This is a genomic window from Bradyrhizobium sp. 87, from assembly GCF_023073015.1.
In the GTDB taxonomy this organism is placed as follows: Bacteria; Pseudomonadota; Alphaproteobacteria; order Rhizobiales; family Xanthobacteraceae; genus Bradyrhizobium; species Bradyrhizobium canariense_D.
The window spans coordinates 15,454-34,671 of sequence record NZ_JADPIQ010000106.1; the positions used below are offsets into that span (position 1 = coordinate 15,454).

Consider the following 19,218-nt stretch of genomic DNA (forward strand, 5'->3'; position numbering starts at 1 on the left):
TTTCTTGGCCATCCCGTATGAGCTGTTATGCAAGAAGTCGGCCAGTGAGCCATGTCACACCGACACTTAACAAGCCGGATTGAATGGGGAAGCTGTCCCCCGCCATTTGGGAAGTCCTTTTGCCTTGAACGACTGCCACGGGATCGCACCCCCCATCTCCAGTTACAACCCGGCATTAATGCCATTGGCTTAAGATTTGGAAGTTTCCGACCAGGGCCAATTCCATGTCACTCCTGAAGAACAGCGAAAGTTCCGCCATCCCCTTTTTCGGAGCGCGCAAGTACGCTCAAAGGCTCGTCAAGGAGAACGAACAAGTAGAGCAAGAGCGCGATGAGGCCCTGCAGCGCTGCCGCGAGTTAAGCGGCTTCGTTACCCAAATTACAGATCGATACGAAGTAGCCGTGAAGCAGCTGGAGCAAATTGGCGGGGCCTCCCTTTTGGAAATTGAAGCTCACCGAAAGCACCTTGAAGCCGAGGTCGCGATCCTGACTGCACAGATAAGCGAGGAGCGGGCACAAGCCGAGGCAGGAAAGCGCGCAATTGCAGCCGAACTTGCTGAAACACGCCGCGCCATTGTCGAGACACGAGAGATCGCACTCCTTCAAGAAGTTGGCGTGTACGAATATAACCATCCGCTTACCGATGCTGTAGCGTACCAAGCTGCGCTGAATCGACTGCAAGACGCCATCAAATCCGCAGTTAAGAAGGATGGTGGCGCGATCCTGGCAATCACCAATTGGCAGGTAAACGGATCCGCCTCCGAAGGTGAAAAGATGGTCCGTGAAGCCTCTAAGCTTATGCTGAGAGCATTCAATGCTGAGGCCGACAATCTGGTTCGCACTCTTAAGCCCTACAAGGTCGACAGCGCAATTGACCGCTTAAGCAAGGTTGAGGAAACGATACGCAAACTTGGGAAGACCATGCAGCTGCAGGTCTCTCCGGCCTACTTCCAATTGCGTGTTGACGAGCTCCGCCTGACTGCCGATTTTCTTCAGAAGCAGTCAGAGGAAAAGGAGGAGGAGAGGCAGCAACGCGAGCGCATGCGCGAAGAGCGGAAAGCTCAACAAGAAATCGAGCGGGAGCGGGCGAAACTGGAAAAAGAGAAGCTTCATTATGAGAATGCTTTTCAGGCGCTGGAGGCTAAGGGCGATCAAGATGCAATGCAGCGCCTGCGTGCGCAGATAGCAGAGGTGAACAACGCCATCGAGAGCGTTGAGGCACGGGCGGCCAATACGAAGGCCGGATACGTGTACGTCATCTCAAACATCGGCTCCTTCGGGGAAGAAATGGTCAAAGTCGGAATGACGCGGAGGCTCGATCCTATGGAGCGCGTACGCGAACTGAGTGACGCATCGGTGCCCTTCAACTTCGACGTTCACGCTCTCTTCTTCTCAAATGACGCCGTCGGTATCGAGACTGCCATGCATGAGCGCCTCGGGGGCTCGAGAGTGAATGCGGTAAATCGCCGGCGGGAATTTTTCCGCGCACGCCCGTCGGCCGTCAAAGCACTCCTGTGCGAATTGGCTGGAGAACTTCTGGAGTTCCGTGAGGCTGCCGACGCTATCGAATACAGGCAAACGCTGAACCTGCGAGTAGCGGGCGAGGAGCAGTATAGCACGAGCCGATGATTGCAGCTCGCAAGCCGCTCCGAGCGTGGGACCGGATCGGTCAGGCAACGACCGCGATTTTCAGCTCTTCGGCTGGAGCTGCTTGAGCAACTGACACAATGGCTTACTCACCTAGACGTGAAAATGTTAAAAAGGAGCACTCAGCTCTCTCCATCCTCCCCATCAAAAAGTGGAAGCTGATCTCGCGGGGGCAACGATATTCTACTCCGGCTAGCGGGCGTAAAACCGAACTCCGATGCAATGCGCATCATTATCTCTGCCTGTCGATTAGCGATTGCTAGGTAGGGTGACTGTATCGGATATCCCGTGGGCGATTTAACCATCGTACCGAAGTTCTGGATCTGCTCCATCGCTTCTGCCCACATCGCATAGGCGCCGCAGTAGGTAGCCAGAGCGCCGCGATCCAGATGAGTTATGAGGCCGAGCTTTGCAAGCTCGCCTGTCAGCCGCGCCCATTCTCGTCTAGCAACTGAATTGAGTTCTATTGGGCAGTCCGGTAGCGCGGGTTCAGGCCGCGGCTCGTGCATGTTAAGGGGACGCTTCCCGGGGTTGCCCGTCAATGCCTTAATCCTTGTTGGTTTTGGACGACGGCCACGCATGTCCGTTCTGATTATACCAACGGATCACGAGCGCCGCCCGCGGATTGCGTCTCCTGCTCCAGCGTTACAAAGACAGCACCATCTTGCTCGCGGATTGCCTTCTCACCTGTGAAGGCTTGCCATCGGCGGATCGCAACGTCGACGAACAATGGGTCGATCTCGGATGCCAAGCAGATGCGCCCACACGATTGCGCCGCGATTAGCGTCGTTCCGCTCCCAAGGAAGGGCTCATATACCGCCTGTCCGGGACTGGAGTTGTTCACCATCGGCCGCCGCATGCATTCGACGGGCTTTTGGGTCGAATGCTTGGTTTCGGCATCCTGCCCTCCGCTGCTGATATTCCAGACGGTCGTTTGCTTGCGATCGCCAGTCCAGTTGCCCTTCTTTCGGACCGCATACCAACAGGGCTCATGCTGCCAGTGATAGTCTCCCTGGCTCATGACCAATCGCTCCTTGGCCCAGATGATCTGCGCGCGAATCGAAAAGCCGCTCTTGAGAAGGCTTTCGGCTACGATGGTCGACCTTAGAGCACCATGCCAAACATAAGCGATTTCGCCTGGATATAAGCCCCAGGTAGGCGCCCAGTCGGCGATCTCGTCATTGCGGATTCTGCCCGTCCGTTTCGACTTGTTGACGCCGCGGCGATAACGCCATTCCGGGTCGTACTCGACGCCATAGGGCGGATCGGTGACCATCAATTGGGGCGATGCACCAGCCAGCAGGGAATGGACGAGAGCTGCATCTCGACTATCGCCGCACGCAACGCGATGAGGGCCGAGCTGCCAGATGTCACCGGGTCGGGAGACCGCCCCCTCGACGACCACCGGGGTATCGTTTTCGTCCGTTAAGCCGCTTTCGACCCGGGACAGCGCTGCCGCCAACTCTTTCTTGCTGAAGCCGATAGATGCCAGATCGGCTCCCAACGCAGACAGGTCGGCCAGTTCGAGGCTTAGCATTTTGCTGTCCCAACCTGAATTTAGCGCAATTCTGTTGTCGGCAAGCACCAACTGGCGGCGTTGCACCTCCGTCAGTCCACGGAGGACCACGACCGGCGCCTCCGTCAGGCCGAGCTTGCGAGCAGCGGCAAGCCGGCCGTGACCCGCAATGATATCTGCGTCTTCGCTGACGAGGATCGGATTCGAAAAGCCGAAGGCGCGAATGCTGCCGGCGATCTCGGCGACCTGGGCCGGGCTATGGGTGCGCGCATTGCGCGCGTAGGGGATCAGCCGATCAAGCGGCCAGTATTCGATTTGAAGTCGTACGTTCGCTTCTTCTGGGTGCGTCGCTTGTTTCATGTCTCGGCCTTTGCACATCGCGCTGTCATCGGTCGCCCCTCCCCCCTAGGGAATTTCGCGACACTTTTTTCGAAACGAGCTCCATTGAATTGATTCATCTTTTTGCACTCAGCCGCACGTGACCATCCCGAGCCGCGCAGAGGAAAATAATCGTCGATTTTGCCTGCTGCTTACGACGTTGAGGCCGAATACGATTGGCGACAAAACCACGCGCGCGAAATTGTGCTGCGCCTTCAGAGTGTTGCCGGCGGTCGCCGCATCGCTAGATGCTTGACGCGGTGAGGCGCCCGAAATGCATCGCTCTACGGCTCCAAAAATTTGCCTGCGCAGGAAAAAAATCCCTGCGTGAGAGAGGGGCCGGTCCGCAGCGAAAGCCTTCCGGGACTTTCGACCCGCCCCCCACTGAACACGACCTTTCCAGCGATCATCTTAGGCATCCGCATTCGTGAATGCCTTGCGCCGATCCAGCTGAACCAAAAGGAATTCAACTCCGCGGCCCCGCCGCGTCATCTCAACTTCCGTGGTTGCGTTGCTGAGATCGCTATCAATGGCATCGATCACGCCCGCAAAGAGTTCGGGTGCAGAAGCCAGTTGTCGCGTGAGAGCTTCATTCCATCGGCGTTCAGCCGCGGCGCGTGCAATTTCGCCGTAAGATCGTTTGCCGTGAAACCGCTCTTGTGCGTCTGAATACTGGCGGCCACTTTCGCTTTGCCTGGAGAGCCTCTTTACTGCTGTCGCCTCTATCGCCGACAGGGCCTGTTGGCTTTGCCTCTGCTGCGATGCAGAGGTTAAGTCGGATTGGTTGTTAGAATAGGTTTGGGTGGCGCTACCGCCGCCACCAATGTGACATCTCGGCCTCTGCAAAGGTGACAACTCTGACGCGGCCGATCGAAATTGCTTCGCACGCTTCCGTCTTTCGGTCCAACCGTTTTCCCATGCACGAAAGCGGGCCCATATTGGCTGGTAGCTATTCCGATGAAACTTTCCACCGTGCCGGTCGATACGGAAATAGCCAGATCTTTCGAGAGAGCCTGTCGCGCGAATGGCGGTGCGCCGATTGATCCCGAGTAGCGTGGCGATAGTGTTGAGAGCTGGGTCGCATTGGCCCGTGTCTCGATTGTAGTGATCGAGGAGCGTGGCAGCTACGCGCTTCTCTGTAACGGACATATCCTCGGCGAGGCTTATTGCTTTGAAAGCAATGAGGACGTCCGATTTATTTGGTCGCATATTGCCTCCGAGGAGATGGGCTGAAGCTCTGATCTTGAGCACGAAGTCACCGACGATCTGCCAAAAGCAAGTCTCCGATTTCGGCCACGTAGCTAGTCGCAAACAAACGTGAGCTATGCGTGGAACTCAGAGATATCTCGAAAGACCGACGGACCGCCGAGCGATCTCATCGCGAATCAGCGTGCCGACGTGACGGTGTTCACTTCGATCCAAGCGAGAAGATCGCGTCGCCGGTATCGAATGGCTCGCCCGACGCGAACAAAGGCTGGTCCCGCGCCTCGGCAACGCCAGGCCTGGAGGGTCCTGATAGAGATTCTTAGAAAGTCAGCAGCTTGCACCTCGGCAATTAGGGCATCGGGATCAATGGGGCTCTGAGCGGCTTGCATCGGTATCATCCACTATCGGTTTCGATAGCGACGAAACTGATGGCAATTGTAGCTCGGAAATAGATGCCACGATTTATTGGTGCGGGGATTTATGGCTGCAGGGATTTGATGGGCGTCCCGGCGAGGACCACTTTTCCGCCGGAGCTTGATTGATCGCTTCTGCCCAAACTCGATCAAACATGCGGCTGCTGAGTGATCCCCGCCACCTATCGAGGGCTTGCTTCCGATACGCCTCTTTCGGAGCCGGTCGTTGATTGGGGCTCCGACGCATCTCCTCGATAAGCCATTTCCTGCAAGCATCTCTGCTAGTCGTCTTGGACGTAGGAACCACTGCGGTCTTGGACGTAGTCTCCGCTGCGGAGGGGCCTATGATCTGGTCCGACACAAAGCCTGGGGTTTTGGGGTCGATTACGGTGGGAGCTAAGTAAATAGCACGCCACCGCCCGAGGAGTCTGCTCGTTCGGTGGACAGGATCGGAGCCGTCATTCCACTGCACAAGATCCCCGGCTTTGGCGTCGAGCAGGAAATCGTGATGTGACCAAATGGTTGGCAGTATCTCCTGGTTGTCGCCTCTTACCGGATCACCCCGGGCACGCAATTTTCCACTTTGAAGCAGGTTGAGCAGTGTACCGAAACGAAGTCGCAGCACATGCCGAAATTTTCGAACTTCGTCCGGAGTGTCTCGGCTCATCAACCGGGCTAATTCACTTTCGGTCAACTCATAAGGATCGTTCTCGTCCAAAATTCCGTCATTCACGGGCCATTGGGCCGTGCCGCGGGGCTGCCAGTTACCTTCGAGAACACGCACGGTGTCGGGATCAGCCCGAATGGCCTCAATACTGAGTTGCCGCACTTCTGGGTCGTCGAGAACGTAGTTCTGAAAGATGCCTCTCAATGCATTGCCGCTGATGAGCACACAAACGTCGGGTGAATGCAGAATTGGAAAAATGAGTAGTTTCGAAAGTCGCCTTTCGTCATCACTCCAGCCATGGCCAAAATCGGAGATGGACAGTTTAATCAAACGACCGGTTTCACCGCAGGTGTAAGCAAGCAGCTTCCCGGCAGCCAAGAGCGAAACGATTTCCGGACGCCCATTGGACGAATTTGTCACCCGTCTGATCGCTTCATCCAGCGTCCATCCCTGACTCTGCAGTTCGTGCGACATTTCTGCTGGCCGAATCATTCCGGCCGATTTTCGCACTTTGGCCACTTCTTGGCCGGGTCGGTCGCCGCTTTTGCACAGTGTTAGTGGCACGACGGACCCCCACCATTTGCGCCTGAGCGCGTTTGTCGTCGGCGAGCGATTCTTGCGCTAGATTTTAGGATTTCTGCCGAACAGGTTGGTCACCAACATGATCAGCCAAACCCAAGACCACATCGTAGAAATTGCCCAGGTGCTCGCAACCGCCCTCTTGCGCCTTGAAGGCCGTAAGTCCAGTCGAAAACCCGCCGATTTTGGAGAAAGTTCGCTTCACTTCTCGCCCGACCAGAGCGGTGGTGTCCCTCCCTACTCCGCAGAGGCTCCCCATGACTGATCCGGTTCTAGCCCAATTGGCCGCCCTCAAGAATGCGCCTGCGCCGGCGCTCAAGGCAAAATGGCGCTCCTTGTTCGACACAGAGCCACCACCCTATAACCGGCGCTTCCTGGAGAGCCGGCTGGCCTACCGCATTCAAGAACTGGCCTATGGCGGACTGAAAAAGGAGACCGTCGAGCGGCTTCGGGTGCTGGCAAAGCAATATGACGGCAAGCCAAGCGAGAGGCCGAAGGGGCGGAGTCAACGGCTGCCGATCGCCGGGACCCGTCTGATCCGGGAGTGGCAAGGGATCGAGCATTCGGTCACCGTCCGCGCTGACGATTTTGAGTACCGGGGACGCCCCTATAAGTCCCTGTCCGCCATTGCCCGTGAGATCACAGGCGTTCGCTGGAACGGCTGGGTGTTCTTTGGGCTAAAGAACCACCGTGGTGCTGCATGACTCGGAAGCCGCCCGGGACGCCCGGTCCGCTGCAAAAGCTCCGGTGCGCCGTCTACACCCGCAAGTCCAGCGAAGAAGGTCTCGAGATGGAGTTCAACTCCCTTGAGGCTCAGCGGGACTCTTGTGAGGCTTACGTGTCCAGCCAGCGCGCCGAGGGCTGGCTCCTTGTGGCCGACCGATATGACGACGGCGGGTTCTCCGGTGGCACCCTGGACCGGCCTGCGCTGAAGCGACTGCTCGCTGATATCGAGGCCGGCAAGATCGACATCGTCGTAGTCTATAAAATCGATCGGCTGTCGCGCTCACTGATGGATTTTTCCCGATTGGTCGAGGTCTTCGATCAGCACAAGGTCACGTTTGTTTCAGTGACGCAGTCCTTCAATACCACCACGTCGATGGGCCGCCTGACGCTGAACATTCTGCTATCCTTTGCGCAGTTCGAACGCGAGGTCATTGGCGAGCGCATTCGCGATAAATTCGCAGCATCCCGTAAGCGAGGCATGTGGATGGGCGGGTGGGCTCCGCTGGGCTACGAGGTCAAAGGCCGCAAGCTGATCGTCAATGATAAGGATGCCGAACTCGTCCGCTCGATCTTCGACCGCTTCCTCAAAGTAGGGTCAGCCACTACATTGGCGCAGCAGTTAGTCGCAGAAAACATCCGCAATAAATACGGCAAGCTGATCGACAAGGGCATGCTCTATAAAATGCTCAATAACCCAGTCTATGTCGGTGTGGCCCTACACAAGGGCGTCTCATACGCCGGTGAGCACAGCGGCATTATCGATCGCAAGATCTGGGACAAGGTACAGGCGAAATTTCAGGAAAACCCACGCACACGAGCTGCTGGTACAAGGACACAGACGCCCGCCCTGCTGAAGGGGATCATCTTCGGTCCCACTGGCGTCGCGATGTCGCCGACGCATACGCGTAAGAATGGCAAGCTCTATCGCTATTATCTGAGCCAGGCCGTCTTAAAGCAGGGCGCTGGCGATTGTCCCGTCGCACGCGTTCCCGCCGCTGAGGTCGAGAGGATCGTGATCGATCAGGTCCGCCTTCTCCTTCTCTCCCCCGAAATCATCGTCCAGACTTGGCGCAGCGCTCGAAAATCCATCAAGGGCCTGACCGAGTCTGACGTCCGCAACTCGCTGCTGGCCTTCGAACCGCTCTGGAATGAACTCTTTCCTGCTGAACAGTCTCGTATCATTGAACTCCTCGTCGAGCGGGTTGATATCCGGCCCGACCGCGTTGATATCAAGCTCCGGATCGCGGGCGTGACATCACTGATCGGCGAGCTAGCCGGCAATTCCGCCACCCAGCAGGATGCCGCATGACGACCAGCCATCGAGCCAGCAAAGCCCTCATCAGCCAGGATGGGCGCACCGCGATGGTCAGCATTGCGGTGAGTTTTCTTCAGCGGGCCGGTCGCAAGCAGATCCTGTCTCCTTCGGGAGCGGCTCCCTGGTCGCCCACCCCACGTGTGGACAGCGCGCTAGTCAAGGCAGTCGTCCGCGCGCACCGGTGGCGCCAAATGATCGAGAGCGGCAAATACGCCTCGTCCGCAGAACTGGCCAAAGCGGAGAAGGTCAACGATTCTTATCTGAGCCGCATTTTGCGATTAACCCTGCTCGCGCCAGACGTCATCGAGGCGATCCTGACTGGACGCCAACCCACCACGCTTCAACTTGATGAGTTGCTTAAACCTCTGCCCGCGGCGTGGAGCCAACAGCGCTCCGAGCTACGCATTCCGCAGTAGCCGTTGCCACCCCTCAGAGCGGGATTTCGCTGGTCCATCGTTATGGAATTTCTGTTGTTAATTCGAGAACGGACAGTCCGTCAGTCTCTGACCCAAAGCGCCATCGGAGCGAGGCGACGTAGTCGCATTTGCCTACGAAAGCTTATCGGCGGTGACGCACCTTAGCCGGGGAATATGGCGGTCACCTTCGCGAATGGCTGCCGCTTCTCACTGTGAAGCCGTGCCTTCGCAGCGATAACACGGCGCAAATCGAGGCGGCGAGTAAGGGTGAAATAGATGTCGGCTCCATCCATCATGATCAAACGCCGCGCCGTGAACGCGTCGAAACTCTCCCCTGAGAAGCCGCCGTAGCTGACGTAAAGACCCCGCGTCCAATCCGGTCGCTCGAGCAGCTTTCCCTGGAAGCCGTGAAGCATGTTCGCGTCGGCCGGCTTGTTGTGCCACTTGGCCTCGACAAGATATGTTGCGCCGTCATGTTGGAATGAGCCATCGATCTGTTCGCCGATGGTCCGAAACGACGCGTGAGCGTCGAGACCCCAGGTGTCGAACCAGCGCTTAAGAAATCGCTCGAAAGCGTAACCGCGTTGCTGGCGCGCCTCTTCCATCTGGACCAGCCCCATGAACTCGTGCTGCAACGCGGCCTGTATGCTCTCGCTCGGTTCGTCCGGCTTTTCTCGTGCCGACGCCGGCGACGGTTCGACTGACCGTTCCGCAGCAAGCGGCCTGCCGCCCAGTTTCACGATGAGCGCGCTGAATCGGGTACGGGCTTGCGGTACTTTCTCCTCCTCGCCACGCTCCATCCGCTCGGCCTCGCGGATCTCCCACAGCGCGTGCAAGGCCTTAATAACAGCGTTGGTTTGGCCGACCTCCAAGAAACCCCACAAGCGCTTGCCCTTCGAAGTGCCGTGGATGGCGTAAGCCTCGTCATAGATATCAATGCCGATGTCTCGCGAAAAGAACGAGGCGAATGTAGCGTTGCTGAAGTTGAGCACGTAACCCCCGTACATGCCGAACAAGCTGTCGATCAGCTTCATGTCCACGGTGGAAAGGGTAGCCATCGCATGGTCCTCGATAATTCCACGATCATCATAGATCACGTCATTTTCCACCAGACCAGTTTTCACTGCGAAGTCCTTTGACCCCTGCCTCTTCGAGCAGCTTGTAGATTTCGCTTATTTTGGCGGTGCCCTGACCTTGCCGGATGGTCATAAAGAGACGTTCGCGGGCTCGTGACGCCGCCACAAAGAAAGTCGAGTGTCCCTCGTCAGGATTGTTCTTGAAACTCCACCACTGCTGATCGTCCAGGCCGAGAAGCAGAACGACATCGTACTCAAGTCCCTTGCTTTTTGTGATGGTCATTAGCGGAGCCTGGCCTTCGCCCCGATAGCGCGACAGTGCTTCATGCCATGTGACATTTCCCGTCGCGCATTCTTGGAGAAATGCTTTGGTGGCCGCGCGCACCGAATTGAAAAAATCGCCCTGTTGATACTGGGGCGCACCTACTTTCAAAGCTGAGATCCCAAAGAATGACTCTACATCGGTCAATAACGTCCCAACTTCTGCAGGCGTAACTACACTCCCAGGTGATTTGACTCGGTTTTCTGCATGGAATGCATCCAGCTTCTCCGCAATTTCCTGAATGCGCTCAGGCTCCTCGTCGGAGACCAATCCTTCCATATCGGAAAATGCCTCGAGAACGCGCACCCATACTGCGCCGCCCCGTTCACGCAGTAAGAGTTCGAAACCGTCCATAACGGTTACCGCATACGGTTCGGTCATCAAATCCTGAATCGACGCGCCGCCAACATCGCGATCTTCGTTCCGCAAGATGACGCCATGCTTGGCAAGAACCGGCGCTAAAGAGGTTTCCCAATCAGCGGCTTTTTGTCGGACCAGCAGTCCAATATTTCGTGGTGACATTCCTGATTGCAGTTCTGCGGCCAGAAACGATCCAAGCGCTTCGGCTTCCGTTGCTACGTCGGGAGAAAGTATGACGGCACATATTTTCTCCGGTGGCAGCGCAGGTGCTGGTCGAGCTGCCCTGAAGTCGGGCTCCGTCGGCGCCAGGCGGCGCTTCAACGTGTTCAGAATTTCAACAATTCGCGCGTTGCTGCGATAGTTCAACGACAGAGTAATGTGCTTTTGCCCAGCAGAGCCCCCCTGCGCCAGAAAATCCATCTTGAACACGCCAAAGCTATCTTTTTGCGCGCCCGCCCACCCCATGATCTTTTGCTTGTCGTCGCCCACCGCCGTAATGACAGTTTCGGAGCCCCCAAAAATCGACTTCATCAACCCATATTGAACGCCTGTCGTGTCCTGAAACTCATCCATAAACAGGTGGCCATATGTCGCAAGAATTGCCGCTTTGATTTGCGGATTCGTCTCGACGATCAATTGAGCAAGGCGACCGATCATTGGAAATGTAAGCAAAACCGTATTGGCCGTGAATGCTGATCGCAGATACACAAGCTGAAGGAAGCTCCCGACGTTTGGTACCATCAACGGATGGAGGACCAACTCGTGGATCGCAAGATTGAATGAATCCAGCGAAACGCCATGCACTTGCGCGCTTGTCGGCAGTTTTCCGATCGCTGAAGCGGACCAGCCAGCAGGCGGCGTATTGTCTGACAGCGTGCCAGCCGTCGTCCGCAAGAAATCTGAAAACTCATTTCTGTTTAAAAATCGCCCGATGCGATAAGGTTTCGTTGTATTCCACGGTTCGGGAAGAGCCCGCCAAAATCGGTCAAGCAGGAGTTTGGCGAAAGCATCGAATGTCATTGAGTCGAGAAGACCGGCTTGCTCGCGTTTACAACGTCGTTGAAACCGCTCGCGTAAGTTCCGTGCGGCATCTCGCTTGAAGCTGATCGCCAGCAATCTTCGTGGATAAGCGCACGCGCCAGTTTGCAGAAGGAACACTCCGCGCTGTCCGAGCAGTTCAGTTTTCCCAGCGCCGGGTCCGGCGGTGACCAGCGTATTGCCCGTCGCTCGTACCGCTTCCAGCGCGCCGTCCTCAAGTCCTTCGATACCCAGAGGGTGCCAATCCTCAGGCCGTATCAGGGCGAAGCGGCTCATAGGATTGGGCCTTCGAGCGCTTTGGCGACGCGATCGATCAACCGTGCGATTACGGGAGGACAGGATTTGGCAATATCGGCTTCGCTCAGGTGAGCCAACGCACTGAGATGTATTGCCGGTTTACCCCTGTTTCCAAGAAACAAATACGCATACCATGGGAACAACGATAGGTTCGGACTGGCGCCATAAGCGGCGGCTCCGAATCCGTCCGCACCCAACACGCGCGCTGCGGCTTCCTGTTGACGCGCAGCATCGTCCGGTTTTTGTGGTCCCCTAGCACCGGCCGGCAACGCCGTGTAGGCGGCCGTGAATGCTTCTAGCATCAGCATGTCCAGGTCGAGCGGCGCCGAGAAGAAGACTCCATATTGTTCGAAAGATTTTATCCACGCTTGGAGCGTGGTCTCAGTCCAGCCGGACTTACTCCATTCGGAGTTGCGGTCGAACGCCTGCGCGTTGATCAAATCCGCCTTTGCAGTCGGATCGGTCGGGGGGCTGAGTTCCAAAACGGCCTTTGCTACGGCCTTGAGTTGCGAGAGATCGCCGCTGCTTCGCCCCAGGTCGAAGTCCAACAAGGTCGTGTGGGGGATTCCCAACTGTGCAACAAGGCGCCAGAAATGACCGACATATCGCCCTCCCACTGGCACGATAGCGACAAATGAACGGTCGACCGGCACGCCGAGCGCTTCCGCCAAACGCGGAAGAACAATTTCTTCCGAGGCACCTTCACCAAAGATAGCGTGGCGCGCAAAATAGATCTCGGGGTGGGCGCGAACTGCCTCACGGACGAATTTAGCGGCCTCGTCACCGTCTTTCGGCAGGAGTAACGGTGACCCTAGCGACATTCCTGTCTTTGAATCGCGACGCATGTGTCGAAGCGCACGCGGTTCCAAACGCCCAATAATTGATGGCGAGTGACTTGTAACTACGGCCTGCACCCGCTGTGTCTGGGTGAGCTTTTGCAATTCTGTGATCAGCCTCGACAGAAAGTAAGGCGCGAGATGATTTTCTGGTTCTTCGAAGGCGAAGATAGTAAGCGCCGGCGCGCGCATGAATTCGGAAGAGAACGGTGGTTTCTTACCGCGAGCGACTTCCGCTTCGAGTTCGAGCTTGAACACTAACAACGACTTTACGAGAGCGAAGTGAAATAATGATCTTTGTCCGTCACTCAAATCTTCCACGCCAAGAGTACGCCCCGTTGCCGATGGACTTAGGACAACAGATGCAGCGCGCACGATTTGCTGAAAATCTGGTGGTAACACTGAGAGGCGCGCGGATGTCTCTGTGTCCGCTGCATTCAGCTCCATCCAACATGCATTGATGGCTCCATTTACCCGCTTAACAGCCTCTTCTTCGTCAAGCGCTGTTGCGGCTTGTTTCACCAGATCAAGGATTTTCGCTTCTTCCTTCCAATAGATAGACTGAAGCAAGCTTCGCCCTAGGCTGCGAACCGTTAGTTTCGTGAGAGCCGTCACGTCCCGTGAGGCTGGGATATATCGAACAGCTATGCATGCGCGATCGGCCGCGGTCATTTTACGCTTAACGGCCGCGTCAGTGGGTTCGCCGAACGGAACAGCATCCGACGTAAGTAGCCAGTAAGCGTTATCCTCAATTACTCCATCGAGCGTTCCGGATGACTGCCATGTCGCCTCTAGGCGAACACGAGCTATAGGCGTTTTCCCAAGCCCATCTACAATCATATGGCGGAAGCCAACTGGGACGGTATGTTTACTAGCTGCTGCGCCTTTGGCCAACTCAGGAAAGCTGATCAGAATCTCGATAAACATTTCCCTTTTCGGCTCCTTGTCCAAGGTCTCGCCGGGTGGAACGAAGAAATCCTCTTGCCTTACGGTTCGCTCATCGCGAGTCTCCCCAAACAATCGCTGAAGCGCTTCCAGCAACGCTGACTTCCCTGAGCCATTGCGTCCAATCAGGCCAGTAATTTCAGCATCGAGATTCACACGAACCGGCTTGGGCTCAGGCTTTCCATCGGTGCTCGGATCATCTGATCCAAAACACCGGAACCGCCACATCTGGACCTCGACAATATTCATGCGTCCCGCTCTTAACTTCTGATCCACAGCTGGTGAATTCACCTTATGAGTGTAAAGCCGCGTTGCAGCAATCTAATTGTGGCTTGTGCGCGCCGGGTTGCACCGACCAGGCTCTATTCGCTAACGCTCGCCGAGCCAGCAGATTGCCGCGAGGATGCGGAACGTCTGCGATCCCTCGCGGCTCTCGTATCTCCGAGAGGAGCCGCAAAACTCTTCTCGTTGAAGTTCATAGGTGCTTCGAAACGTTGGAATTTCGAGAACCGTACCGAATCCGCGAAGTCCAGAGCTTCGGAGATAAATGGGCCTCTCGGAGAATAATGAGCACGCCCTGCCGAGAAGGAGTCTGGAATTCAAATGGGAGTTCGCCGCCGTTGTTCAGCGTAAGATGCCCAGAAACTTACGCGGAGAATATGTTGCTTCGGCCAAGGTGGCGGAGAGAGTGGGATTCGAACCCACGGTACGGTTTCCCGCACACACGCTTTCCAAGCGTGCGCCTTAAGCCACTCGGCCATCTCTCCGGAGCGCACTCTCTTGAAGGGGCGCCGGTGATTTTGCAAGGGATCGCGGGGAAATCGGATGATTTTTCCGTAAGATATTGTACTTTATAGACAATATCAGGCGCCACGGCGACGCTTGGAACCGGCCGCCCGCTGAACCGGCGGCGGGTTTGGCGCGACGATTCACTCAAGACCGTCAAACACGTCCGGGGGCACCATGACCATCCGCAACACCATTGCCGCGCTGAGCCTGATTTGGGCCCTTGCCGCTGCCTTCGCCGGACCGGCCGCCGCCCAGGTCTGCACCCGGCACGGGGTTGATGTCAGCTGTGACGACGGACGGCGCGGGATGCTTTCGGGCGATGCCATCCTCTGGCCGGACGGCACGCGCTCGAGCGCGACGCCGCATCAAAGCGTCATCATCGGCCACAAGAGCTCAGTGCATGTCGGGCCCGGCGTGTTCGTCGGCCAGGGCAAGGGCATGGTGCCGCTCGACGATCCGAACGCGCCGAACAAGCGGCAGTGTGCGATTCTGGAGGGCGTGTCGTACTGCTATTGAGGCTGTCGTCTTCGCCCCTGCCCTCGCTGTAAAGAACGGGGGAGAAGAAGACTAGATCAACCGCACGCCTGAGATCGCCGACTTGAGCCAGCGCAGCGCTTGCGGCGGCTGGTTGGCGAGCGGCGCGACTGCAGCCTTCTCCGTCCGGCACTTCTCCAGTTCAGCGACGAAATCCGCCGACCATTGCTGGATGGTGTGGCCGCGCAGCTTCTTCATCATCGCATCCCAGCGCATCTTGCGCTCGGTGAGCGGCATCGCCGCCGCGACCGCGATCGCGCGCGCCATGCCGTCGATGTCATGCGGATTGACCAGCAGCGCGGCGTCGAGCTCGTTGGCCGCGCCGGCGAATTTCGACAGCACCAGCACGCCGGGATCAGCCGGATTTTGCGCAGCGACGTATTCCTTGGCGACAAGGTTCATGCCGTCGTGCAGCGGGGTCACCACGCCGATCTGCGCGGTGCGATAGAGGCCCGCGAGCACGGCCTGGCTAAAGCCCTTGTTGAGATAGCGGATCGGTGTCCAGTCGGCCTCGCCGTGGCGGCCGTTGACGTCGGACACGAGCCGCGCGACCTCGTTCTGCAAATTGCCATAGGCTTCGATGGCACCGCGCGAGGGATTTGCGATCTGTAGCAGCGAAATGCTGCGCGCAAAGTGCGGATGCTCGGTCCAGAGCCGATCGAACGCGCTGATGCGGTTGACGAGGCCCTTGGAATAGTCAAGCCGGTCGACGCCGATCGCGAGCCGCTCGCCGTTGAGACTGCGGCGCAGCCGCGACACGTCCGGATGCGACGCCGACTTCGCCGCGTACTGCGCGAACTTCTCGGCGTCGATGCCGATCGGAAACACCTCGCAGCGTGTTCGGCCATGCTGCGAGATCGCAACGCCGTCTTCGACGGCGAGGCCGAGTTCGCCCGCGACATAGCTGAGAAAATTCTGGCAATCGTCATTGGTCTGGAAGCCGATCAGGTCGTAGGCCAGCATCGCCGTGATCAGCTCACGATGATTGGGCACGCCCTGCATCACCGCGGCGACAGGCCATGGCGTATGGAGGAAGAAGCCGATCGGATCGTCGACGCCGAGATCCCGCAGCTCCGCACCGAGCGCGAGGAAATGATAATCCTGCACCCAGAACGCGGTTTGCGCTTTCCGGAAGCGCATCAAGGCGCGCGCCATGAAGGCGTTGACCTCGCGATAGCTGACATAGTCGTCGCGCGAGACGCGGATCAGATCGCTGCGCGAGTGCAGCGCCGGCCACAGCGCCGAATTGGCAAAGCCCTCGTAATAGCCGCCATAGTGCGCCGCCGGCAGGTCCAGCGTCGCAATCGCGCCCGAACCCAGTGCTTCGATCTCGGCAAACGGCTCCTTCTGATGACCGTCACGCACACGGCCCGAGGAACCCACCCAGATCGCGCCCGAATGTTCCACAACGGGTAGCAAGGCCGCCGCGAGACCGCCCGTCATGGGCTCATTGGGCTTGCCGCGCGCGACGCGATTCGAAACGACGACTAAGTTCACAGGTCGTCCCCTCCTGTTTCATTCCACCCCATTTAACTGCCGTTCATCAATATGGTTCCTGATCATCCTTTGCACCAATTGAAACCAAAATCGGGCGTGCGCGTTGGAACCGGTTTACCTCCAGGCAACCTGACGATTTCGCTACACAAAGCCGGATTTGGAACCGTGGCGCGCGCAGCATGAAGCGACGCGCTGGAGGAATTACGCACGCGATATGTGGCTCCGAGATGTCGGTGCCTTATTCCAACCTTGAGTCGTCGAGCAGCCGCGCAAGGAACGTGCGCACATCGTTCGGGGCGTCGAAGTGCCCGTTGACCCCCATAGCGCGGCGACCAACCGAAAAGGCGAGCCCATTCATGTCGGGCATGATCGCGAACACGGTTTCGTCGGTGACGTCATCACCGATGAAGATCGGACGGCGCCCCTTGAAAGGCTCGTGCTTCATCAACTCGCGCACGCCGGTCGCCTTGGTAAAACCGGAATGCTTGATCTCGCAAACGAACTTTCCGGGCAGCACCTCGATCGGCGCATTGGGCAGGTCGGCGCGGATCAGCGAAACGGCTTCGTAGATCGCTTTCTCCGCATGCGGCGCAAGGCGGTAGTGCAGCGCCAGCGAATAGCCCTTGTCTTCGAGCAGAATGCCGGGACTGAGCTTGGCCACCGCCGCGAGCCGCCGCTTCAGCTCCTTATCCAGCGGCGGCGCGCTGACGGCATCGGCTTCGTTGTCAATGGAAAGCCGCATCTCGGCGCCGTGGCCGGCGACGGCGCGAAAGACATCGGGCGCGAAGATCAGGTCGATGTCGTTGAGCGAACGCCCGCTGACCATCGCCAGCGCGCCCGACGTGCGCTCCGTCAGCCGGTTCAGCGTTTCCGACAGGCCTGGCGGCACCCACACCTCACGCGGCGTCGGCATCAGGTCGAGCAGTGTCCCGTCGATGTCGAGCAGGATCGCTGTTTCATTGAGATGCGGCACGAGTGCGTGGGGCACCGGCACCGCATCGGGCGCTTCATCGTCGACCATGGTGCGCTTTAGATCCAATTCAGCCAGTTCCGATTTCATAGTCTACTCCATGGACGCAAGCGGCCGCGCGATTTCTTCGAGCGATCTGCGTTCCGCCGAGATGGCATAGCGCCACGCCACGATCGCGGCCGCGATCATCAGGAACGCCCCCAGCAAATAGCCTGCGAACACGCTCGTGCGTGATCCCGTGTCGATCAGCGCCCCGAACAATGCGGGGCCGATCACGCCGCCGATGCCGGTGCCCACCGCATAGAACACCGCGATCGCGAGCGCGCGGACTTCCAAGGGAAAAGTCTCGCTGACGGTGAGATAGGCGGCGCTCGCGGCGGGCGAGGCAAAGAAGAAGATCACCATCCAGGCGATGGTCTGCCCTTGCGCGCTCAAGGCGCCGATCGAGAACAGATAACCCGACAGCGCCAGCAACACGCCCGACGCGCCGTAGGTGAACATGATCATGGTCCGGCGGCCGAGCGTATCGAACAGGCGGCCGAGCAGCAGCGGACCAAGGAAATTGCCGGCGGCGAAGGGAAGCAGATACCAGCCGACATGATCGGCGCTGATCCCGTAAAAATCGGTCAACACCAGCGCAAAGGTGAAGAAGATGGCGTTGTAGAAGAAGGCCTGCGCGATCATCAGCACGAGGCCGACCATCGCGCGCTGGCGATAGACCGAGAACAGCGTGTGCACCACCTCGCGGATCGGCGTGTGAGTCCGCATTTTCAGGCGGATCCTGGCGAAACGCGCGTGGCTCGTCTCCTGGCCGTGTCCGAGCACCGAGCGCTCGACCTCGTCGACGATCGCGTGGGCCTGGTCGGGACGGCCGTGGATCATCAGCCAGCGCGGACTCTCCGGAATCCACATCCGCATCAAGAGCACGACGAGGCCGATGGCCGCGCCGATGAGATAAGCGAGGCGCCAGCCGAGATCGGGGCCGATCACCGCGGGATCGAGCAGCACGATGGCCGCCACGGCGCCCATGGCGGCACCGATCCAGAAGCTGCCGTTGATGACGAGATCGGTCCAGCCGCGATAGCGCGCCGGCACCAGTTCCTGGATGGTCGAATTGATCGCAGTATATTCGCCGCCGATGCCGGCGCCGGTGAGGAAGCGAAACAGCGCGTAGCTCGCGACATTCCATGACAGAGCGGTCGCGGCCGTCGCCGAGAGATAGAGCGCGAGCGTGATGAAGAACAGCTTCTTGCGACCGATGCGATCGGTCAGCCAGCCGAAGCCGAGCGCGCCGAGCACCGCGCCCGCGAGATAGGCGGAATTGGCAATGCCGAGATCGAGATTGGAGAAATGCAGGGAGGGGCTTTGCTTCAGCGCGCCGGAGAGCGCGCCGGCCAAGGTCACCTCGAGGCCATCCAGAATCCAGGTGATGCCGAGCGCAAGCACGACGCGGGTGTGAAATCCGCTCCACGGCAGCGCGTCAAGCCGTGCAGGAATGCTGGTTTCGATGATGCGATCGGCCGCGGCCACCGTGGAGACCACAGGTCCATCGTTCGGCGCTGGGCTTCGCTGCAATTCCATCGCGTTGTTGCATCTGACCAATGGACATGGCCCCGGTTCACATGGCGTGGATGGGGGCGATCCGATCAAGGGGGTGCGGCATTCCGCCTGCCACCTGCGACAACGTCTGCG

Annotated in this window: 16 protein-coding genes and 1 tRNA gene; 5 read left to right on the forward strand and 12 right to left on the reverse strand. The window is 58.3% G+C overall.

Annotated features, from left to right (window positions below; translation table 11 throughout):
* Positions 1–224 precede the first annotated feature (224 nt).
* Positions 225–1,628, forward strand: a complete 1,404-nt coding sequence (locus tag IVB50_RS26875; RefSeq protein WP_247298079.1) for a DUF4041 domain-containing protein — start codon at positions 225–227, stop codon at positions 1,626–1,628.
* Between the two features lie 140 nt (positions 1,629–1,768).
* Here IVB50_RS26875 and IVB50_RS26880 read toward each other — a convergent pair whose 3' ends face one another.
* The 5 genes from IVB50_RS26880 to IVB50_RS26900 form a co-directional block, all read right to left on the reverse strand.
* Positions 1,769–2,227 carry a phage terminase small subunit P27 family gene (locus IVB50_RS26880; protein WP_346770950.1) on the reverse strand — a complete coding sequence of 153 codons (459 nt, stop codon included), beginning with the start codon at positions 2,225–2,227 and terminating at the stop codon, positions 1,769–1,771.
* A gap of 11 nt (positions 2,228–2,238) precedes the next feature.
* Complete coding sequence (locus IVB50_RS26885) at positions 2,239–3,522, reverse strand: DNA methyltransferase (RefSeq protein WP_247298082.1); 1,284 nt, start codon at positions 3,520–3,522, stop codon at positions 2,239–2,241.
* A 429-nt stretch (positions 3,523–3,951) separates the two neighbouring features.
* The gene (locus IVB50_RS26890) at positions 3,952–4,791 is read right to left on the reverse strand and encodes a helix-turn-helix domain-containing protein (RefSeq protein WP_247298085.1); all 840 of its coding nucleotides are present in this window, start codon (positions 4,789–4,791) and stop codon (positions 3,952–3,954) included.
* Positions 4,792–4,925: 134 nt separating this feature from the next.
* Positions 4,926–5,144 (reverse strand): helix-turn-helix domain-containing protein, encoded by a 219-nt coding sequence (locus IVB50_RS26895; protein ID WP_346770951.1) that lies wholly within the window; start codon positions 5,142–5,144, stop codon positions 4,926–4,928.
* Between the two features lie 64 nt (positions 5,145–5,208).
* Positions 5,209–6,300, reverse strand: a complete 1,092-nt coding sequence (locus tag IVB50_RS26900; RefSeq protein ID WP_247298091.1) for a hypothetical protein — start codon at positions 6,298–6,300, stop codon at positions 5,209–5,211.
* Between the two features lie 362 nt (positions 6,301–6,662).
* Between IVB50_RS26900 and IVB50_RS26905 the strand changes: the two genes are divergently transcribed.
* The 3 genes from IVB50_RS26905 to IVB50_RS26915 are packed head-to-tail and all read left to right on the forward strand — an operon-like array spanning position 6,663 to position 8,862.
* Positions 6,663–7,109 (forward strand): DUF2924 domain-containing protein, encoded by a 447-nt coding sequence (locus IVB50_RS26905; RefSeq protein ID WP_247298094.1) that lies wholly within the window; start codon positions 6,663–6,665, stop codon positions 7,107–7,109.
* Positions 7,106–8,440, forward strand: coding sequence for a recombinase family protein (locus tag IVB50_RS26910; RefSeq protein ID WP_247298098.1), 1,335 nt, complete (start codon positions 7,106–7,108; stop codon positions 8,438–8,440). Before IVB50_RS26905 ends, IVB50_RS26910 begins: the two co-directional genes overlap by 4 nt.
* Positions 8,437–8,862 carry a hypothetical protein gene (locus IVB50_RS26915; RefSeq protein WP_247298100.1) on the forward strand — a complete coding sequence of 142 codons (426 nt, stop codon included), beginning with the start codon at positions 8,437–8,439 and terminating at the stop codon, positions 8,860–8,862. The genes IVB50_RS26910 and IVB50_RS26915 overlap by 4 nt, the downstream gene beginning before the upstream one ends.
* A gap of 161 nt (positions 8,863–9,023) precedes the next feature.
* Here IVB50_RS26915 and IVB50_RS26920 read toward each other — a convergent pair whose 3' ends face one another.
* The 4 genes from IVB50_RS26920 to IVB50_RS26935 all read right to left on the reverse strand — a co-directional run bounded on the left by IVB50_RS26920 (position 9,024) and on the right by IVB50_RS26935 (position 14,503).
* Positions 9,024–9,986 carry a restriction endonuclease gene (locus IVB50_RS26920; RefSeq protein ID WP_247298103.1) on the reverse strand — a complete coding sequence of 321 codons (963 nt, stop codon included), beginning with the start codon at positions 9,984–9,986 and terminating at the stop codon, positions 9,024–9,026.
* Positions 9,961–11,934 (reverse strand): ATP-dependent helicase, encoded by a 1,974-nt coding sequence (locus IVB50_RS26925; protein ID WP_247298106.1) that lies wholly within the window; start codon positions 11,932–11,934, stop codon positions 9,961–9,963. The genes IVB50_RS26920 and IVB50_RS26925 overlap by 26 nt, the downstream gene beginning before the upstream one ends.
* Entirely contained in the window at positions 11,931–13,985 is a 2,055-nt protein-coding gene (locus tag IVB50_RS26930; protein ID WP_247298109.1) for an AAA family ATPase, read from the reverse strand. The genes IVB50_RS26925 and IVB50_RS26930 overlap by 4 nt, the downstream gene beginning before the upstream one ends.
* 428 nt (positions 13,986–14,413) lie before the next feature.
* Positions 14,414–14,503 (reverse strand) — tRNA-Ser (locus IVB50_RS26935).
* A gap of 196 nt (positions 14,504–14,699) precedes the next feature.
* Between IVB50_RS26935 and IVB50_RS26940 the strand changes: the two genes are divergently transcribed.
* Entirely contained in the window at positions 14,700–15,041 is a 342-nt protein-coding gene (locus IVB50_RS26940) for a hypothetical protein (RefSeq protein ID WP_018452861.1), read from the forward strand.
* Between the two features lie 51 nt (positions 15,042–15,092).
* Here IVB50_RS26940 and IVB50_RS26945 read toward each other — a convergent pair whose 3' ends face one another.
* From IVB50_RS26945 to IVB50_RS26955, 3 genes are all read right to left on the reverse strand, one after another.
* A complete protein-coding gene (locus tag IVB50_RS26945; protein ID WP_018452860.1) occupies positions 15,093–16,556 on the reverse strand; it encodes a trehalose-6-phosphate synthase in 1,464 nt (487 codons plus the stop codon).
* Positions 16,557–16,794: 238 nt separating this feature from the next.
* Positions 16,795–17,616 (reverse strand): trehalose-phosphatase, encoded by an 822-nt coding sequence (otsB, locus tag IVB50_RS26950; protein ID WP_018452859.1) that lies wholly within the window; start codon positions 17,614–17,616, stop codon positions 16,795–16,797.
* 3 nt (positions 17,617–17,619) lie between these two features.
* Entirely contained in the window at positions 17,620–19,107 is a 1,488-nt protein-coding gene (locus IVB50_RS26955) for an MFS transporter (RefSeq protein WP_026232409.1), read from the reverse strand.
* Between the last annotated feature and the right edge of the window lie 111 nt (positions 19,108–19,218).